The following is a 13,756-nucleotide window of genomic DNA, read 5'->3' on the forward strand; positions in this document are numbered from 1 at the left end:
CCGATGGGTGACGACACCGTCGCCGGCGAATCGGCGACCGGCTACAAAGGAACGCCGTCGCGCGCGCGACTCCTCGAAGTCGCGGCGTTCTTTCTGAAGATCGGGCTGGTCGGATTCGGCGGCCCGCTGGTTCACATCGCCATGATGGAAGACGAGTTGGTCGGCGAGGGGAGCGAGGGGTGGACGGACGAATCGACGTTCGCGGAGGGGCTCGCCATCTGCAACGTGCTCCCCGGCCCGGCCTCGACCCAACTCGGCATCTTCATGGGATGGATTCGGGCGGGCACGCTCGGCGCGCTGGTGGCCGGCGCGACGTTCATGCTTCCGACGTTCACGCTCGTGGTCGGCTTCTCGTACCTCTACTTCGCCTACGGTCGATTCCCGGCGACGATGATGATGTTCTACGGCATCAATCCGGTCGTCATCGGACTCATCGTCGGCGCGTCCTACTCGATGGCCCGGAGCGCCCTCGGACGGGGTGACGACACGTTCTCGTTCAGCGTCGGAGCCGACGATTGGTCGGTCGATTGGAAGCTCCTCGGACTCCTCGTCGGGGCGCTGACCGCGACGGTTCTCGTCAATCCGAATCCCGTGCTTGAGTTCGTCGTCGCGGGCGTCGCCGCCGTCGCCGTATATCGAACGGAGTGGCTGCGAGAGAACCCGCGGTCGGTGAGCGTCGGCGTCGCCGTCGCGGCCGTCGGCAGCGTCCTCTACGTCCTCCGCGACCGTCTCCTCGGCTGGCTGGTTCGTCTCGTTCCGTCGAGCGGCGTCGCCCCCATCGTCGGCGCTATCTGGGGCAACCTCTGGCTGAAACTATTCCTGTTCATGCTCTACACCGGGTCGTTCATCTACGGCGGCGGGTTGGTGCTCATCCCGTTCATCGAGAAGTACGTCGTCGGCGAGTTCGGGTGGCTCTCCTCGAACGCGTTTGTGGACGGAATCGCCATCGGCCAGTTGACCCCCGGACCGGTGGTGATGACCACGGCGTTCGTCGGCTACGAATTGATGTACGAAACCTACGGAGCCAGCGTTTTCTGGGGCGTCGTCGGCGCGTTCGTCGCCGCGGTCGGCGCGTTCGCCCCCTCCTTCGTCTTCATCATGGGACTGTTTCCGTACGTGGCACGCATCCGCGAGAACGAAGTCGTTCAGGTCGCGCTGACGGGAATCAACGCGGCCGTCGTCGGAGCCATCGTGGGTGCGACCGTGACGCTCGCCCGCGAGGCGCTCGTCGACCCGTTCACGACCCTCCTCGCGGTCGTGACGTTCGCCCTGTTCGTGCGCGGCGTGGACGCGGCGTACCTCATTGTCGGCGGCGGTGTGGCCGGTCTCGTCGTCGGCTCCGTCGTCTGAGATTCCGGCACCGTTTCGCGGAAAGCGGTTTTTCTCTACTCTTCGTAGGCGAGGTTCATTATCCACTGCGAGAAGGCGTCGCTCTCGGGGTCGATCTCTTCCTCCCCGATGAACGGCGAGAGCATGTCGCCCGCCATCAGAAGCGAGAAGTCGAGGTCTTTCGCGGCGGGCGTGACGAAGTAGGTGTTGTGCCCGTCGTAGACGGTCTCCTGTCGCTGGACGAGCTCCTTTTCCACCAACGACTCGATGATCCGACTCCCCTTCCGCGACGAGACGTCGAGTTGTTTCCAGAAGTCACTCTGGTGGATACCGCCCGTCTCGCGGACGAGTTCGAGTCCCGCGAACTCGTCCTCGGTAAGGTCTTCCTCGGACGTTGCCGTGCTCATGTTCCAATACTGGGATGGGCGGGCGTTTAAAGGTGACTTTCCACGTCCTCGTACTCCGTCTCGCAGGGCGGCCCGTCGGCGAACTCGTACGCTCCGGTGCCGTCGGCGTCGACGGTTACGATGGACGACGACCGAGTTCCGTACCCCTCGCCGTGGACGCACGCGCCGATGTCGTGGTCGCGGAGCACCGCTTTCACTCGGTCGCGCCACTCGGGAAGCGACACGTCTTCGCCCGGTTCGGGATGGGATTCGGCCCGGATGCGCTCGGCTTTCGGCGCGGCGCCGTTCAACCCCTCGTTGACGACGACGTGGATTCCCGGTTCCAGGTGCGTCGTTTCGAGGATGCCGTCCCACTCCAACAGGGTCGCTTCCTCCGCGTCTGCGATGAAGAGGTTGAACCCCGCGAACCGCCATTCAGCGAGTTCGTCGTGAACGAATCGGAGGGCGTCCGCCGCGGATTCGCGGGCCAACGCGTCCCGAACCAGCAGCCCGCGGGAGCGTTCACCTTCTATGTCGGCTCGGCGGTTCGTCACCCCGACGAACAGCCCGTGCTCGTTGTAGCCGATCCACGTCCCCCCGGCCTCCTCGTCCTGCGGGGCGACGACGGTCGGCTCGCGGTCGAGAACCCCGGGCGAACGCGACGGACGCGACAGGGCTTCGTCCCGATTCGCGGCGGCGACGACCGGCGTTCCGTCGAACACCCGCCACGCGACGATGAGTGTACACACGCCGAACAGTAAGGCGGCATCGAATAAAAGGATTCGTCGCCGGTACCCCCGTCACTTATGCGTCCGCCTGTGGATATTCACCGGGGGAAAACGCATGCTCGACAGACGCGACGTGCTCAAGGCGGGGGTATCACTCGGTGCGGGAGCCGGCGTCGTCACCGCACAATCGCAGGACGGAACGACGCTCAGCGCGGGACGAATGACGGGTGACGAGCAACCGGATACGGTCGAGACGAACGCCGAAGGGGCGGCGGTGTTCGTCCGGGAAGGGCCAGGAATGCGCTTCATCCTGCTCGCCACCGGAATCGAAAACGTCACGCAGGCGCACATCCATCGCGGAAGCGAAGGGGAGAACGGCCCCGTCGTGACGTGGCTGTATCCCGACCCGCAGGCGCGACAGCCGCAGCGCGTTCCGGGTCGGTTCGACGGCGTCCTCTCGGCGAGGCGGTTCTTCGCGGGCGACCTCGTCGGCCCACTGGAAGGACGCTCGCTCGACTCACTGACTTCCGCTATCGAGAACGGTAATGCGTACGTCAACGTTCATACGAAATCGAATCCGGCGGGCGAGATTCGCGGTCAGCTCTCGTCCGTCTCGACCGCGCGGGTTCGGTTCCGACAGCGGATCGGCGTGGACGCGGGAGACGGGTTCGGCGTCTCCCGCTCCGTCGGTTTGCAGGTTCAGGGATCGTAGCGGAGTCGCTCACGAACCGCTTCGCGGTCGACCGTCCCCGACGCGGTTCGGGGCAGTTCCTCGGCGGTTTCGAGCATGCGGGGGTGTTTGTAGCCGGCGAGTCGACCGCCGCAGAAGGCGCGAACCGATTCGAGCGTCACCGCCTCGTCGGTCTCGGGCACCACGAGCGCACCGACTCGTTCGCCCCACTCGTCGTCTTCGATACCGACGACCGCGGCCTCCCGAATCTCGGGGTGTTCCAGCAGCACCTCGACGACCTCGCCGGGATGCACGTTCTCGCCGCCTGTGACGATACGGTCGGAACGCCGATTCAACACCCAGATTCGGCCGCCTTCGTCGCGGTAGCCCACGTCCCCCGTGTGCAGGCCGTACTCCCCGAACGCGCTCTCGGTCGCGCTCGGATTGTCGTAGTAACCCGCCATCACGGTCGGCCCGGAGACGACGAGTTCGCCCGGTTCGCCCGCCGGAACGGGATCGCCGTTCTCGTCGACGACCGTGACCTCCGTGAACATCAGCGGTCGCCCGACCGTGCCGACGCGGGAAAACGCCTCTTCTGGGCGGGCGGTGGCAATCTGCGAGGCGGTCTCCGTCATCCCGTAGGTCGGGCAGACCGGCACTCCTCGCGCTACGCACTCCGCGACGAGGTCGTCCTGGGCGGGCGCGCCGCCGAGGAGGACGAACCGCAAGGAATCGGAGAGGTCGCCCTCCTCCAGCAGTCGGCGGAGCATCGTCGGCACGAGCGAGACGCCGGTGGCTCCGTACTCGCGGAGGTGCGACAGCGTTTCCGCGGGGGAGAACCCCTCTTGTACGACGACCGCGGTCCCGTACACCGTCGAACGCAGGAGCGGCGCGAGACCGCCCATGTGGTACGACGAGAGGCAGAGGTGCCAGCGGTCGCCGGGGAGGACGCCCAACCGGAACGCGGAGGCGGTGGCGCTCGCCAGCAGGTTCCCCGTCGTGAGCGCGACCGCCTTCGGATTCCCGGTCGTTCCCGACGTGAACAGCATCACCTGCGGGTCGTCGCACGCCCACTCCGCCGGGACGAAGTTCGCTCGCTCGGACTCGGCGAGCGTCGCCCCGTCCGACGGGTCGACCGAGACGACCGGCACGTCCCCGGCGACGTCGCGCGCGACCGACTCGGTGTCGGCGTCGCAGACGAGCGCCGACGGGTCGGTCACCGCGACCTGTCGCCGGAGTTCGGGCGGGGCGAGTCGAACATTCAGCGGGACGAGCACGCAGCCGAGTCGCATCGCGGCGTGGACGAGCCGAACCGCCGCCATCCGAGTCTCCATCAGCACGCCGAGGTGGTCGCCCGCGCGGAGACCCAGTCCGGCGAGCCGTCCGGCCGTCTTCTCCACCGTCGAATCGAGGTCGGCGTACGTCCGCTCGCTTCCGTCTTCGGCTTCGACGACGGCGGTCGCGTCCGGCGATATCTCCGCCCGGTGTGCGAGCCAGTCTCTCGTTTTCGTCCACCTCATAGCTGTCCCCACGTGTCGGCGACGCCGTTGCCCGGTTCCTGCGGGACGCTCACCGCTCCGTCGACGATTCGCGTGCGGTTCGGGCCGAGGTCGCGGGCCAGCAAGGTTCCGGTGGCGAGACCGCAGGCCGGGCGGTCGGGGATGGCAGCCGCGACGTGTATCGCCGCCGTCCGGGCGACCACCCCGTCGATGGTCGTCGTCACGACCGGGGTCACGCCCGCGTCGCGGGCCCGTTTTGCGACCTCGACTGCCATGTCCGGGCCGCCGAGCACCATCGGTTTACAGACGAGCACGTCGGCGGCCCCGGCACCGAGCACCTCGTCGACCGAGGTTTCGGCTACCGACTCGTCCGCCGCGACGCCGACCGACCGACTGCGGAGGTCGGCGAGACCGTCCAAGTCGTCCGGGGGGAGGGGTTGTTCGACGTAGGCTATCCGGAGGGAGTCGAATTTGTGAAACGCTTCGCGCGCCTGCGCACGCGACCACGCACCGTTCGCGTCCGCGCGGAGTTCCACGTCGGAGCCGACTTCGTCGCGAACCGCTCGAAGCCGAACCACGTCGTCGGTGACCGAGCGCGCGCCGACCTTGACCTTCACGCACTCGAACCCCGCTTCGACCGCCTCACTCAGCGCCGTCGCCGTGTCGGACGGCGAACAGTCGCCGACGGTCGCGTTGACGGGGACGACCTCGACGGTCTCCGGCCCGCCGAGGTGTCGGTAGAGGGGTTCGTCGATGCGTTTCGCTCGAACGTCGGCCAGCGCGAGCGCGAGCGCGTGGCGGGCCGCGGGCGTCGAATCGAGGTCGGTCAGCGCGGCGTCCGGGTCGCCCACACCGGCGAGCGCCGCCTGACAGGCCGGGAGCGATTCGGTCCAGCCGGGGAGGGGTGTCGCCTCGCCGATCCCGACCTCGTCGCCGTCTTCGATTCGGACGAGAACGCCCTCCCGACGCTCTATCTTCCCACGCGCCGTGTCGAGCGGTGATTCGAGCGGAAGCGAGAACTCTCTCGTTTCGATTTGCATGGTTCGATTCTCAGAGCACCATCCCGAGGGCGAACAAGAGCGAGTGGACGGCCAGCAGTTTGCCGGTCTGTTCGAGGGCCGGGTTGAGCGCCTCGCCGGAGGCATTCGTGAGCACGCTTCCGGCGATCGTCGCGGCGTAGGGTATCGTGAGCAGCGGAAGGAGGACGACCGCTCCGAACGTATCGCTCGCCCAGAAGTACACCGGAACGAGGTACGAGAGCGCTAGCATGCCGACGAACTCCGCCCGGCTCACCCGGTAGCCGACGAGCACCGCGAGCGTCCGCTTGCCCGCCTCGCGGTCGGTCTCCAAGTCGCGGACGTTGTTCACGACGAGGATGTTCGTGGAGATGGCCGCGACGGGAAGGCTGGCGAGGAACGCTTGCCACGTGACGGTTCCGGCGGGGATGCCGAGCGCGAGGGGGGCGGCGAGCACCGCCGCGGCCTGCACGTAGACGGTGCCCATCACGGCGACGACGCCGAAGAAGACGAACACGAACAGGTCGCCCAGTCCGTGCGAGCCGAGGGGGTACGGCCCGCCCGCGTAGGCGATGCCGCTAGCGACGCTGGCGAGACCGACGACGAGAATCGGCAGGCCGCCGATGTAGACGAGGTAGACGCCGACGAGGACGGCGAGCAGGAATGTGGAGTACATCGCGCGTTTGACCTCGCCGGGCGGGATGAGTCCGGATTGGGTCACGCGGGTGAACCCCGTCCGTTCGTCGGTATCGACGCCCTTCACGGCGTCGTAGTAGTCGTTAGCGAGGTTGGTGCCGATCTGGATGAGCGCCGCGCCGACGAAGGCGGCGAGCGCGGGAAGCGGGGCGAACAGCCCCTCGTGAACGGCGAGGCCGACGCCGACGATGACGGGAGCGGCGGCGGCGGGCAGGGTGTGCGGTCGGGCCGCCATCAGCCACGCCTTCGTGCGGGAAATCTCCGTCGCCGTTTCGGTCATTACTGCAGTAGTTTTGACGTGAGGGGCATAGCGTCTGCGGTTTCGGAGGGTGCTGCTCTCGGTCGATGGAGCGCATCGAGTTGCGCGGCCGGAGCGGCGGACTCCGAGGCGATCATTTGGCAGCGTCGCGCTCGGCCTCGATTCGCTCGACGTACGCGGTCGTCACCTTCTGGAGGATCGCCTCTCCCGCCTCGGGGGTCGCTTCTCGGGGGTCGCCGAGGACGCCGTTTCGAGTGATGGTTTTGAACCCCTCGCTGAGTAGTCGTGCTGTCGATATCTCTCCCTCGCGGCCGACTTCCAATTCGTCCGTTCGAACGAGCCCTTCGTCCACCGCCAGAACGATGGCCGTTTCGGCGGCACCCGCGTGAATCACCGGTTCTTCGTACTCCACGTCGGCATCGCGCAGCCCCTCGTTCATCAACGCCATGTGCTCGTCGAGGTTCGCCAAAGCGATCACGTTCGCGTCGATCTCGTGGGCGATTTCGGGAGCGGCGGTGTTGACGGGCGCGAAGTTACCGCCGTGGGTTGGCACGAGGACGATGTGTTCGAAACCGTGTTCGTCTAACGACCGGCAGTACGAGCGGATCAGATCCATCAACGTTTCGGGTGGTATCGTTATCGTCCCGGGGAACTCCATGTGGTGTCCCGAGCAACCGGGTCGAATCGTGGGCGCAGCAAGGGCGTCCCCGAGTTCTTCGGCGATGCGCCGCGCGAGTTCGTCACCGGCTAACGTGTCCATGATAAGCGGGAGGTGTGGGCCGTGTTGTTCGACCGAACCAACGGCGACGATAGCCGTTCGCGTTCCACCTTCGAGCGCCGTCTCGACCTCCGGCCAGCTGTGCTCCTCGAGAAGTACGGACGTATGCGGAGACATACTATCACTGAACGAACCAGAATAGCTTAGGTTTGGGGGATAGCGCCGGCATCGGCTCGCGCTTCCGATTCGGCACCGTTCTCGTCAGAAGAGGTTTCGATTTAACTGCTTCACGCGATAACGGATAGATACGAGGAAGGTTACTTTGGATTCTTCTCTCCTCGATTCTCTGATTCTCACCTCAGAACCGCTTCCTGCCGAGATTCCTCTCTCCTCCGTGACCCTTCAATCTCGTCTCTCCCCTCGACTCGTGAGGCTCGGGAGGTTCGGGTCGCGGTGAGGGTTCCGACCGTGGACAGCGAACTCAATCCCCTGTTCTTCTATCTGCTCTTTGAGCACCCGCCGGAGTCGGTTGAGGCTCGTGATGTCGAGACCGTGTTTCTCCGTGAGTTCGTCGAAGCGGTCGTCGTCGGTGAGTGATTGGAACTGGTCGTATAGGTCACCTAGTCGCTCGGACGGCAGTTGGCCGATCCACTCGCTGTCGTGCAGTCCGAGGTAGTGTTCGCGCTCTCGATCGACGACGTGGCGGATGACGACCAGCGCGACCTTCGGGATGGCCCGCTGGCTTCCGAAGGCGGTGAGGTTGAGTTCCGCCATGATACCGATGACGCAGTCACGTTGCCACGGGGTCAGCGCGAGGTCGTTGCAGAGCGCGTGGCTGACCCTGAGTTTGTCGAGGTGGTGCATCCGACTGCTGTGGCCCGCCATCGCCGAGTGACGCTCCTCGTGCAGCCTCCGAATGTTCTCCCCGACGTCCGATTCTGGGGACTGCGCTCGCCCGATGAGCGTCGCGCTCGGCGTGACAGGCCCCCAGCGCCGAACCGATTCGTCGCGCTGGAGATCCGCCCGCCGAACCGCACCGTCGCCCGGAAGTCGGCTGAGCGGCCGATTTCGCGGGTCGTCCGGCTCGGCGGTCGCTCCGGACTGCCACTGCCAACTGGCCGCTTGCGAGTCGCCGTCTCGACGCATCGCTCCCCATTACTCGGTCGAGGTAGTTCAAAGGTAGGTTTGCGGCGGTCGTCCGAACGCGCGACCGACACGCAGTGCTCTTCGGCCGGTGTGACTTCCATCAGAATCAGCCCCGCTCCGTCCATATCTTTCCCTTGTCACGAGAATCACTTAAAGCGGAATCGAGACATCGACCGCGGTCGTCCGGGCGCGAGTCGTTGAGAATATCACGACTGACTCGTCGGGTACAGCCCCGGCTACTGGGTGATGGGGTACGTTAGAATGGATCTCACTTCCTCTATATCTCTCCTTTGTCGCGAGAACTACTTAAATCGGAATCGCCGTCCGGGTTCGGCGATTCGTCGAAGAAAAAGCTGCGTCAGTAGTGCCAGGGGTACTCCGAGAAGTCCGGGTCGCGCTTCTCCACGAAGGCGTCCCGACCCTCCTGCGCTTCGTCGGTCATGTAGGCGAGGCGCGTCGCTTCGCCCGCGAACACCTGCTGGCCGACCAGTCCGTCGTCGGCCATGTTGAAGGCGTACTTCAGCATCCGCATCGCGGTCGGACTCTTCGAGTTGACCTCCGCGGCCCACTCCAGCGCGACCTCCTCCAACTCCTCGTGGGGTACCGATTCGTTTACCATGCCCATCTCCGCGGCATCCTCGGCGGAATAGGTCTTCCCGACGAAGAACACCTCGCGGGCTTTCTTCTGACCGATCTGCTTGGCGAGGTAGGCCGAGCCGAATCCGCCGTCGAAGCTCGCCACGTCGGGGTCGGTCTGGAGGAACTTCGCGTGCTCTTCCGACGCCAGCGTCATGTCGCAGACGACGTGGAGGCTGTGGCCGCCGCCGACGGCCCACCCCGGCACCACGCAGATGACGGGCTTCGGAATGTGGCGGATGAGTCGCTGGACTTCGAGGATGTGAAGGCGACCCGCCTTCGACGCGGCCTCGTTGGCTTCGTCCTCGCCCTGATATTCGTACCCCGCGCCGCCGCGAACGCGCTGGTCGCCGCCGGAGCAGAACGCCCACCCCTCGTCTTTCGGCGACGGTCCGTTGCCGGTGAGCAGGACGCAGCCCACGTCGGTCTGGCGCTTGGCGTGGTCGAGGGCGCGGTAGAGTTCGTCCACCGTTCCGGGTCGGAAGGCGTTGCGAACTTCGGGACGGTCGAAGGCGATTCGAACCGTGCCCTGGTCGGTCGCCCGATGGTATGTGACGTCGCAGAAGTCGAACTCCGAAATTTCCTCCCAGCGCTCCTCGTCGAAGAGTTCGGATACCATGCTCGAAACTGAAGACGGAGCGACCTAATAGGTTCCCGTCCACCTCCAGTTCGCTTCCGGTCAGCTCTCAGCTATCCCTCAGCCAGCCTTCAGTCCGCCCCCTGTTCACCCCTATCCGCCCTCCGACCGACCACCCCAACCCGGCAAGCCGCGGGGGGACTGCGAAGCTACTTGCACCGAAGGGTCGAGGGTTGGTACCATGACAAAGATTTCCGCGCGGGCGGCCGCGTTCGAACGCTCGCGGATTCGCGTGATGTTCGAACTTGCGGAGGCCCACGGCGGCGACCTCGTCCGTCTGGAGGTCGGCGAACCGGACTTCGACACGCCCGAACACGTCATTGACGCGGCCGCGCGGGCCGCGCGAGACGGCGCGACCCACTACACGTCCGGGGCCGGTATCCCTGACCTTCGTGCGGCTATCGCCGACCGAACTGAGCGCGAGACCGGCGTTTCGGTGAACCCGGTGACTGGCGTTTCGGTCACGAACGGCGCGATGGAGGCGCTGTCGCTCGCCCTCGCGGCCATCGCGGAACCGGACGACGAGGTGCTGATACCGACCCCCGCATGGCCGAACTACAGTAATCAGGCGAAGCTCGCGGGAGCCACCCCGGTCGAAGTGCCCCTGCCAGCCGACGAGGGGTTCGACCTCGCGCCCGACCGCGTCGTCGAGGAACTGACCCGGGACACCGCCGCGGTAGTGTTGACGACGCCGTCGAACCCGACGGGACGGGTCTACGACGAGGACGCCGTTCGGGCGGTCGTCGAGGCCGCCGCCGACCACGACGCCTACATCATCGCGGACGAGGTGTACGCTCGCCTTACGTACGGCGGCGATCATAGACGCGTCGCGTCGTACGCGGACTACGAAGGACTGCTGACGGTCAACTCTTGCTCGAAGACGTACGCGATGACCGGGTGGAGAATCGGGTGGCTCGTCGGCCCGAGCGACGTGGTCGAAGCGGCGACCAACCTCGGCGAGAGCACGACCGCCTGCCCGTCCAGCGTCGGCCAGCACGCCGCGCTCGCGGCCCTGACCGGAACGCAGGAGCCGGTTCGTAAGATGCGAGCCGCGTTCCGCGAGCGCCGCGAGCGCCTCGTAAAGCGCGTCGAGGAGATCCCGAAAATCTCCTGTCCGCACCCGGAAGGCGCGTTCTACGCGTTCCTCGACGTGAGCGCGCTCGACGGAACCAGCGTCGACGTGGCCGAGCGACTGCTTTCCGAGTACGGCGTCGTCACGGCACCCGGCGCTGGGTTCGGCGACGCCGGAGAGGGGTACTTACGACTGAGCTTCGCCAACAGCACGGAGCGCATCGAACTGGGTCTCGACCGCATCGAGCGGATGGTTCGAGACGAGCGCGACTGATCGGAACGGGTTATCGGATTCAGATCAGGTTGTCGAGTTGGTCGTTCTGGAACAGGCCGGCGGGGTCTCTCTTTTGCTCTTCCTGCTTGTTCGCCGCCTTCGCGCGCTCCATGAACTTTCATCCGGGGCAAACGCTCGATGCCGCCGAGTAATATCAACGACGCGAGTCGGTCGCTCTCCATCGGGAAATCTCTACCGCGAACTTCTAGACTTCCGGTCTCCTCTTCGACTTGACCGATCTCTTGGTGCCGACGACCGAACGCGGGAAGCTCTGGGCCGACACCATCCTGAACACGGCGGGGCCGCTTCGGGACGAGCCGACGGATATCTCCGCTCCCTCCTCGACGCACGCGCCCGAAAACGGAACCGTCGTCGGCGTGAACGAGTCGGCGGACAGAGCGCTGCTCGACCTCATCGGTGATGGCAAGGACGGTGAGAGTGACGAGAAGAACGGGTTCGCCGCCGCCGTCACGTCCGCGTATCGGGTCACCGTCCGGCCCGTGGCGACCGTCCGAACGGTTCGTGACGAATCGTGGCCCGGACCCCGACCGCCGGGAGAGAATTGGACGCTCGTCGAACGACGCACGGAGTCGCGGACATCGGTCGGCGGAGCCGACGGGACGACTCTCGGAACTCCCGGCGGATGGCATCTCCTCTGGGATGGCGCCTGGCGAGTCGTCCGAACGCACACGGTCGTCCGCCGATGGAAGCGAGGGAATCGAACGACGCGCATGACTCGTCGCTGGAGGGACGAGTTCATCGTTTCGCTCGACGTCGCGGGTGACCACGTGACGACCGAGTACGCTCCGTCCCGGTCGCTTCCCACCGCATACGAGTCGGGTGGCCCGTTCTCCGGGCCGAACCTCGCGGGCGTCGGTCGGACGGTGGTCGAACGACTCATTCACGAACGCGGCGGGGCGGACGAACTAGCACGGCGCGCCGTCGACGGGACGTTAGATACTCGCCCGCAGACGGTTCGGGGACGCTCCCCGACCGAACTTCGTTCGTGGGCGTACCGCGACGTTCGCGCGCTTCGAGCCGAATCCGAAACCTCTCGGTGACGGTTTCCCGCGGCGGTATCGCCACGGGGAGGATGAATCCGGCGACTGAACTCGCTCGAAAACTTCGGGTGCGACGGAGCGACTTCGTCAGTGCACCCGCGACCTACGACAGCTCGGCCGAACGAGCGCGCTACGCGGTTCGAGCGGCGTACGTCGATTCGGTTCTCGAACGGCTCGACGATAGGGCAGAACGCACCCGACGAACGCTCTCCGGGGTGGACGAACCGGAGTGACAACCCATTTGACTCGCGCGACCCTCGTGACGACCATGCTCTACGACGAGATAGACGACCCCGGTGAACTGACGCCGGAGGAACTGCGCGCGCAGTACGTCGAAGAACTCGCGGAGATGGTCGCGTCGGTCGGCGTCGACGAAGTGGCGATGCAGACGGAACTCGACCGCGAGACGGTGGCGTCGCTCGCGGACGGTGACTCCCCCGAGATAACGCTGGAAGACGCCGCCGCCGTGCTCGCCACCGGTGAGGATGCCCCATCGAAGGACGCGATCCTCCTCGAAGTGCGCGACCACCTGCTGATGGGGATGACGACCGGCGTGCTCGATGTGGACACCCTCGCGTCCGACATCGATAGCGACCTTGGCCCGAAAGCCATCCAGCAGAAGATCGAGGGACGAGCACCGATGACGCTCGAAGAGTACGCGCTCGTCCACCATTACATCGCCGAACGAAACGACCGATAGACGGCGGAGTTTTCCGCGACCCGATCGAAAAAAGCGTATGAACGTCGCCATCATCGGTTGCGGATACGTCGGTCTCGAACTCGGTCGGCAGTTGGTTCGGACGGGTCACGACGCGGTCGGCGTCCGGCGATCCGCCGACGGAATACGGGCCATCGAGAACGCGGAATTCACTGGTGTTCGGGCGGATGCGACCGACGCGGACTCACTCGCGGCGATTCCCGATGTGGATGCCGTCGTCTACGCCGCGAGCGCGGACGGCCGCGATTCGGACGCCGCACGGAACGCGTACGTCGACGGGCTTCGGACGACGCTCGAACACTTCACCGAGCGCGACTCGCCGCCCGGACGAACCGTCTACGCGTCGAGTACAGGTGTATACGGTGACCGTGGCGGGGCGTGGGTGGACGAGTCCACACCGTTGGAGCCGAAGACCGAGCGACAGGAGATACTGGTCGAGGCCGAACGAATCGTCCGCGAAGCGAGCCACGCGGACTGGACGATCGCTCGGTTCGCGGGACTGTACGGCCCCGACCGCTATCGAATCGAGCGATATCTGGACGGGCCGGTGTCGGAGCGGTATCTGAACTTGATCCATCGGGACGACGCGGCGGGTGCGGTTCGATACGTGCTGGACGAGGGGTTGGCGCGAAACGACACCGTCCTCGTCGCCGACGACAAACCGGTTTGGAAACCGACGCTCGCTGACTGGCTCGCCGAGCAGTGCGGCGTCGAGCGTTCGTCGACGGGGTGGGAGACGAAGACGGAGGCGACCTCCAAACGAGCGCGAACGAGTAAGCGATGTTCGAACGAAAAGCTCCGAAGGATAGGTTACGAACTCCGATATCCGACGTTTCGGGACGGATATCGTGACGCCGTTTCGTCGTGCGGGGAGCCCACAAGCGTCTGACAACTGTAACCGTTGGGAAAAGT

The 13,756-nt window shown here is 65.8% G+C and carries 14 protein-coding genes and 2 pseudogenes; 7 read left to right on the forward strand and 9 right to left on the reverse strand.

Features of this window, described 5'->3' with window-relative positions; all coding sequences use genetic code 11:
- The first annotated feature begins 3 nt into the window (after window positions 1–3).
- Window positions 4–1,350 carry a chromate efflux transporter gene (chrA, locus tag LIW51_RS03205; RefSeq protein WP_227375795.1) on the forward strand — a complete coding sequence of 449 codons (1,347 nt, stop codon included), beginning with the start codon at window positions 4–6 and terminating at the stop codon, window positions 1,348–1,350.
- A gap of 35 nt (window positions 1,351–1,385) precedes the next feature.
- Here chrA and LIW51_RS03210 read toward each other — a convergent pair whose 3' ends face one another.
- On the reverse strand, window positions 1,386–1,736 hold the full coding sequence (locus LIW51_RS03210) for a helix-turn-helix transcriptional regulator (protein ID WP_227375796.1): 351 nt from the start codon (window positions 1,734–1,736) through the stop codon (window positions 1,386–1,388).
- A 26-nt stretch (window positions 1,737–1,762) separates the two neighbouring features.
- Window positions 1,763–2,464, reverse strand: a complete 702-nt coding sequence (locus tag LIW51_RS03215) for an NRDE family protein (protein ID WP_227375797.1) — start codon at window positions 2,462–2,464, stop codon at window positions 1,763–1,765.
- Between the two features lie 94 nt (window positions 2,465–2,558).
- Between LIW51_RS03215 and LIW51_RS03220 the strand changes: the two genes are divergently transcribed.
- Complete coding sequence (locus LIW51_RS03220) at window positions 2,559–3,155, forward strand: CHRD domain-containing protein (protein ID WP_227375798.1); 597 nt, start codon at window positions 2,559–2,561, stop codon at window positions 3,153–3,155.
- Here LIW51_RS03220 and menE read toward each other — a convergent pair.
- The 6 genes from menE to LIW51_RS03250 all read right to left on the reverse strand — a co-directional run bounded on the left by menE (window position 3,143) and on the right by LIW51_RS03250 (window position 9,702).
- A complete protein-coding gene (gene menE, locus LIW51_RS03225) occupies window positions 3,143–4,633 on the reverse strand; it encodes an o-succinylbenzoate--CoA ligase (protein WP_227375799.1) in 1,491 nt (496 codons plus the stop codon). The genes LIW51_RS03220 and menE overlap by 13 nt on opposite strands.
- Complete coding sequence (locus LIW51_RS03230; RefSeq protein WP_227375800.1) at window positions 4,630–5,652, reverse strand: mandelate racemase/muconate lactonizing enzyme family protein; 1,023 nt, start codon at window positions 5,650–5,652, stop codon at window positions 4,630–4,632. The genes menE and LIW51_RS03230 overlap by 4 nt, the downstream gene beginning before the upstream one ends.
- Before the next feature lie 10 nt (window positions 5,653–5,662).
- On the reverse strand, window positions 5,663–6,604 hold the full coding sequence (locus LIW51_RS03235; protein ID WP_227375801.1) for a 1,4-dihydroxy-2-naphthoate polyprenyltransferase: 942 nt from the start codon (window positions 6,602–6,604) through the stop codon (window positions 5,663–5,665).
- Window positions 6,605–6,716: 112 nt separating this feature from the next.
- Window positions 6,717–7,478, reverse strand: a complete 762-nt coding sequence (locus tag LIW51_RS03240; protein WP_227375802.1) for a creatininase family protein — start codon at window positions 7,476–7,478, stop codon at window positions 6,717–6,719.
- 225 nt (window positions 7,479–7,703) lie between these two features.
- The gene (locus LIW51_RS03245; RefSeq protein ID WP_227375803.1) at window positions 7,704–8,447 is read right to left on the reverse strand and encodes a DNA-directed RNA polymerase subunit epsilon; all 744 of its coding nucleotides are present in this window, start codon (window positions 8,445–8,447) and stop codon (window positions 7,704–7,706) included.
- Between the two features lie 358 nt (window positions 8,448–8,805).
- The gene (locus tag LIW51_RS03250) at window positions 8,806–9,702 is read right to left on the reverse strand and encodes a 1,4-dihydroxy-2-naphthoyl-CoA synthase (protein ID WP_227375804.1); all 897 of its coding nucleotides are present in this window, start codon (window positions 9,700–9,702) and stop codon (window positions 8,806–8,808) included.
- A 199-nt stretch (window positions 9,703–9,901) separates the two neighbouring features.
- Between LIW51_RS03250 and LIW51_RS03255 the strand changes: the two genes are divergently transcribed.
- Window positions 9,902–11,065 carry a pyridoxal phosphate-dependent aminotransferase gene (locus LIW51_RS03255; protein ID WP_368411752.1) on the forward strand — a complete coding sequence of 388 codons (1,164 nt, stop codon included), beginning with the start codon at window positions 9,902–9,904 and terminating at the stop codon, window positions 11,063–11,065.
- A 19-nt stretch (window positions 11,066–11,084) separates the two neighbouring features.
- Here the strand turns inward: LIW51_RS03255 and LIW51_RS39010 are convergent.
- Window positions 11,085–11,295: pseudogene (locus LIW51_RS39010) on the reverse strand (cell division protein); the annotation flags it as partial.
- 15 nt (window positions 11,296–11,310) lie between these two features.
- On the opposite strand from LIW51_RS39010, the pseudogene LIW51_RS03260 reads away from it, so the two are divergent.
- The 4 genes and pseudogenes from LIW51_RS03260 to LIW51_RS03275 all read left to right on the forward strand — a co-directional run.
- Window positions 11,311–11,913 (forward strand): annotated as a pseudogene (locus tag LIW51_RS03260) (DUF7286 family protein); the annotation flags it as partial.
- Window positions 11,895–12,359 (forward strand): DUF7286 family protein, encoded by a 465-nt coding sequence (locus LIW51_RS39840; RefSeq protein WP_438267365.1) that lies wholly within the window; start codon window positions 11,895–11,897, stop codon window positions 12,357–12,359. The pseudogene LIW51_RS03260 and the gene LIW51_RS39840, both read left to right, overlap by 19 nt.
- An 8-nt stretch (window positions 12,360–12,367) precedes the next feature.
- Window positions 12,368–12,826, forward strand: coding sequence for a DUF5791 family protein (locus LIW51_RS03270; protein WP_368411753.1), 459 nt, complete (start codon window positions 12,368–12,370; stop codon window positions 12,824–12,826).
- A gap of 37 nt (window positions 12,827–12,863) precedes the next feature.
- Window positions 12,864–13,733: an SDR family oxidoreductase gene (locus tag LIW51_RS03275; RefSeq protein WP_227375807.1), complete on the forward strand. Its 870-nt coding sequence runs from the start codon at window positions 12,864–12,866 to the stop codon at window positions 13,731–13,733.
- Window positions 13,734–13,756: the final 23 nt, after the last annotated feature.

It is taken from the genome of Haladaptatus halobius (assembly GCF_020618475.1).
GTDB lineage: Archaea > Halobacteriota > Halobacteria > Halobacteriales > Haladaptataceae > Haladaptatus > Haladaptatus halobius.

Excerpts from the sequence above, each read along its gene's own strand:
- LIW51_RS03275 (WP_227375807.1), top strand. The coding sequence starts at position 12,864 with ATGAACGTCGCCATCATCGGTTGCGGATACGTCGGTCTCGAACTCGGT.
- LIW51_RS03220 (WP_227375798.1), top strand. The coding sequence starts at position 2,559 with ATGCTCGACAGACGCGACGTGCTCAAGGCGGGGGTATCACTCGGTGCG.
- chrA (WP_227375795.1), top strand. The coding sequence starts at position 4 with ATGGGTGACGACACCGTCGCCGGCGAATCGGCGACCGGCTACAAAGGA.
- LIW51_RS03245 (WP_227375803.1), bottom strand. The coding sequence starts at position 8,447 with ATGCGTCGAGACGGCGACTCGCAAGCGGCCAGTTGGCAGTGGCAGTCC.
- menE (WP_227375799.1), bottom strand. The coding sequence starts at position 4,633 with ATGAGGTGGACGAAAACGAGAGACTGGCTCGCACACCGGGCGGAGATA.
- LIW51_RS03235 (WP_227375801.1), bottom strand. The coding sequence starts at position 6,604 with ATGACCGAAACGGCGACGGAGATTTCCCGCACGAAGGCGTGGCTGATG.
- LIW51_RS03250 (WP_227375804.1), bottom strand. The coding sequence starts at position 9,702 with ATGGTATCCGAACTCTTCGACGAGGAGCGCTGGGAGGAAATTTCGGAG.
- LIW51_RS03255 (WP_368411752.1), top strand. The coding sequence starts at position 9,902 with ATGACAAAGATTTCCGCGCGGGCGGCCGCGTTCGAACGCTCGCGGATT.
- LIW51_RS03240 (WP_227375802.1), bottom strand. The coding sequence starts at position 7,478 with ATGTCTCCGCATACGTCCGTACTTCTCGAGGAGCACAGCTGGCCGGAG.
- LIW51_RS03230 (WP_227375800.1), bottom strand. The coding sequence starts at position 5,652 with ATGCAAATCGAAACGAGAGAGTTCTCGCTTCCGCTCGAATCACCGCTC.
- LIW51_RS03210 (WP_227375796.1), bottom strand. The coding sequence starts at position 1,736 with ATGAGCACGGCAACGTCCGAGGAAGACCTTACCGAGGACGAGTTCGCG.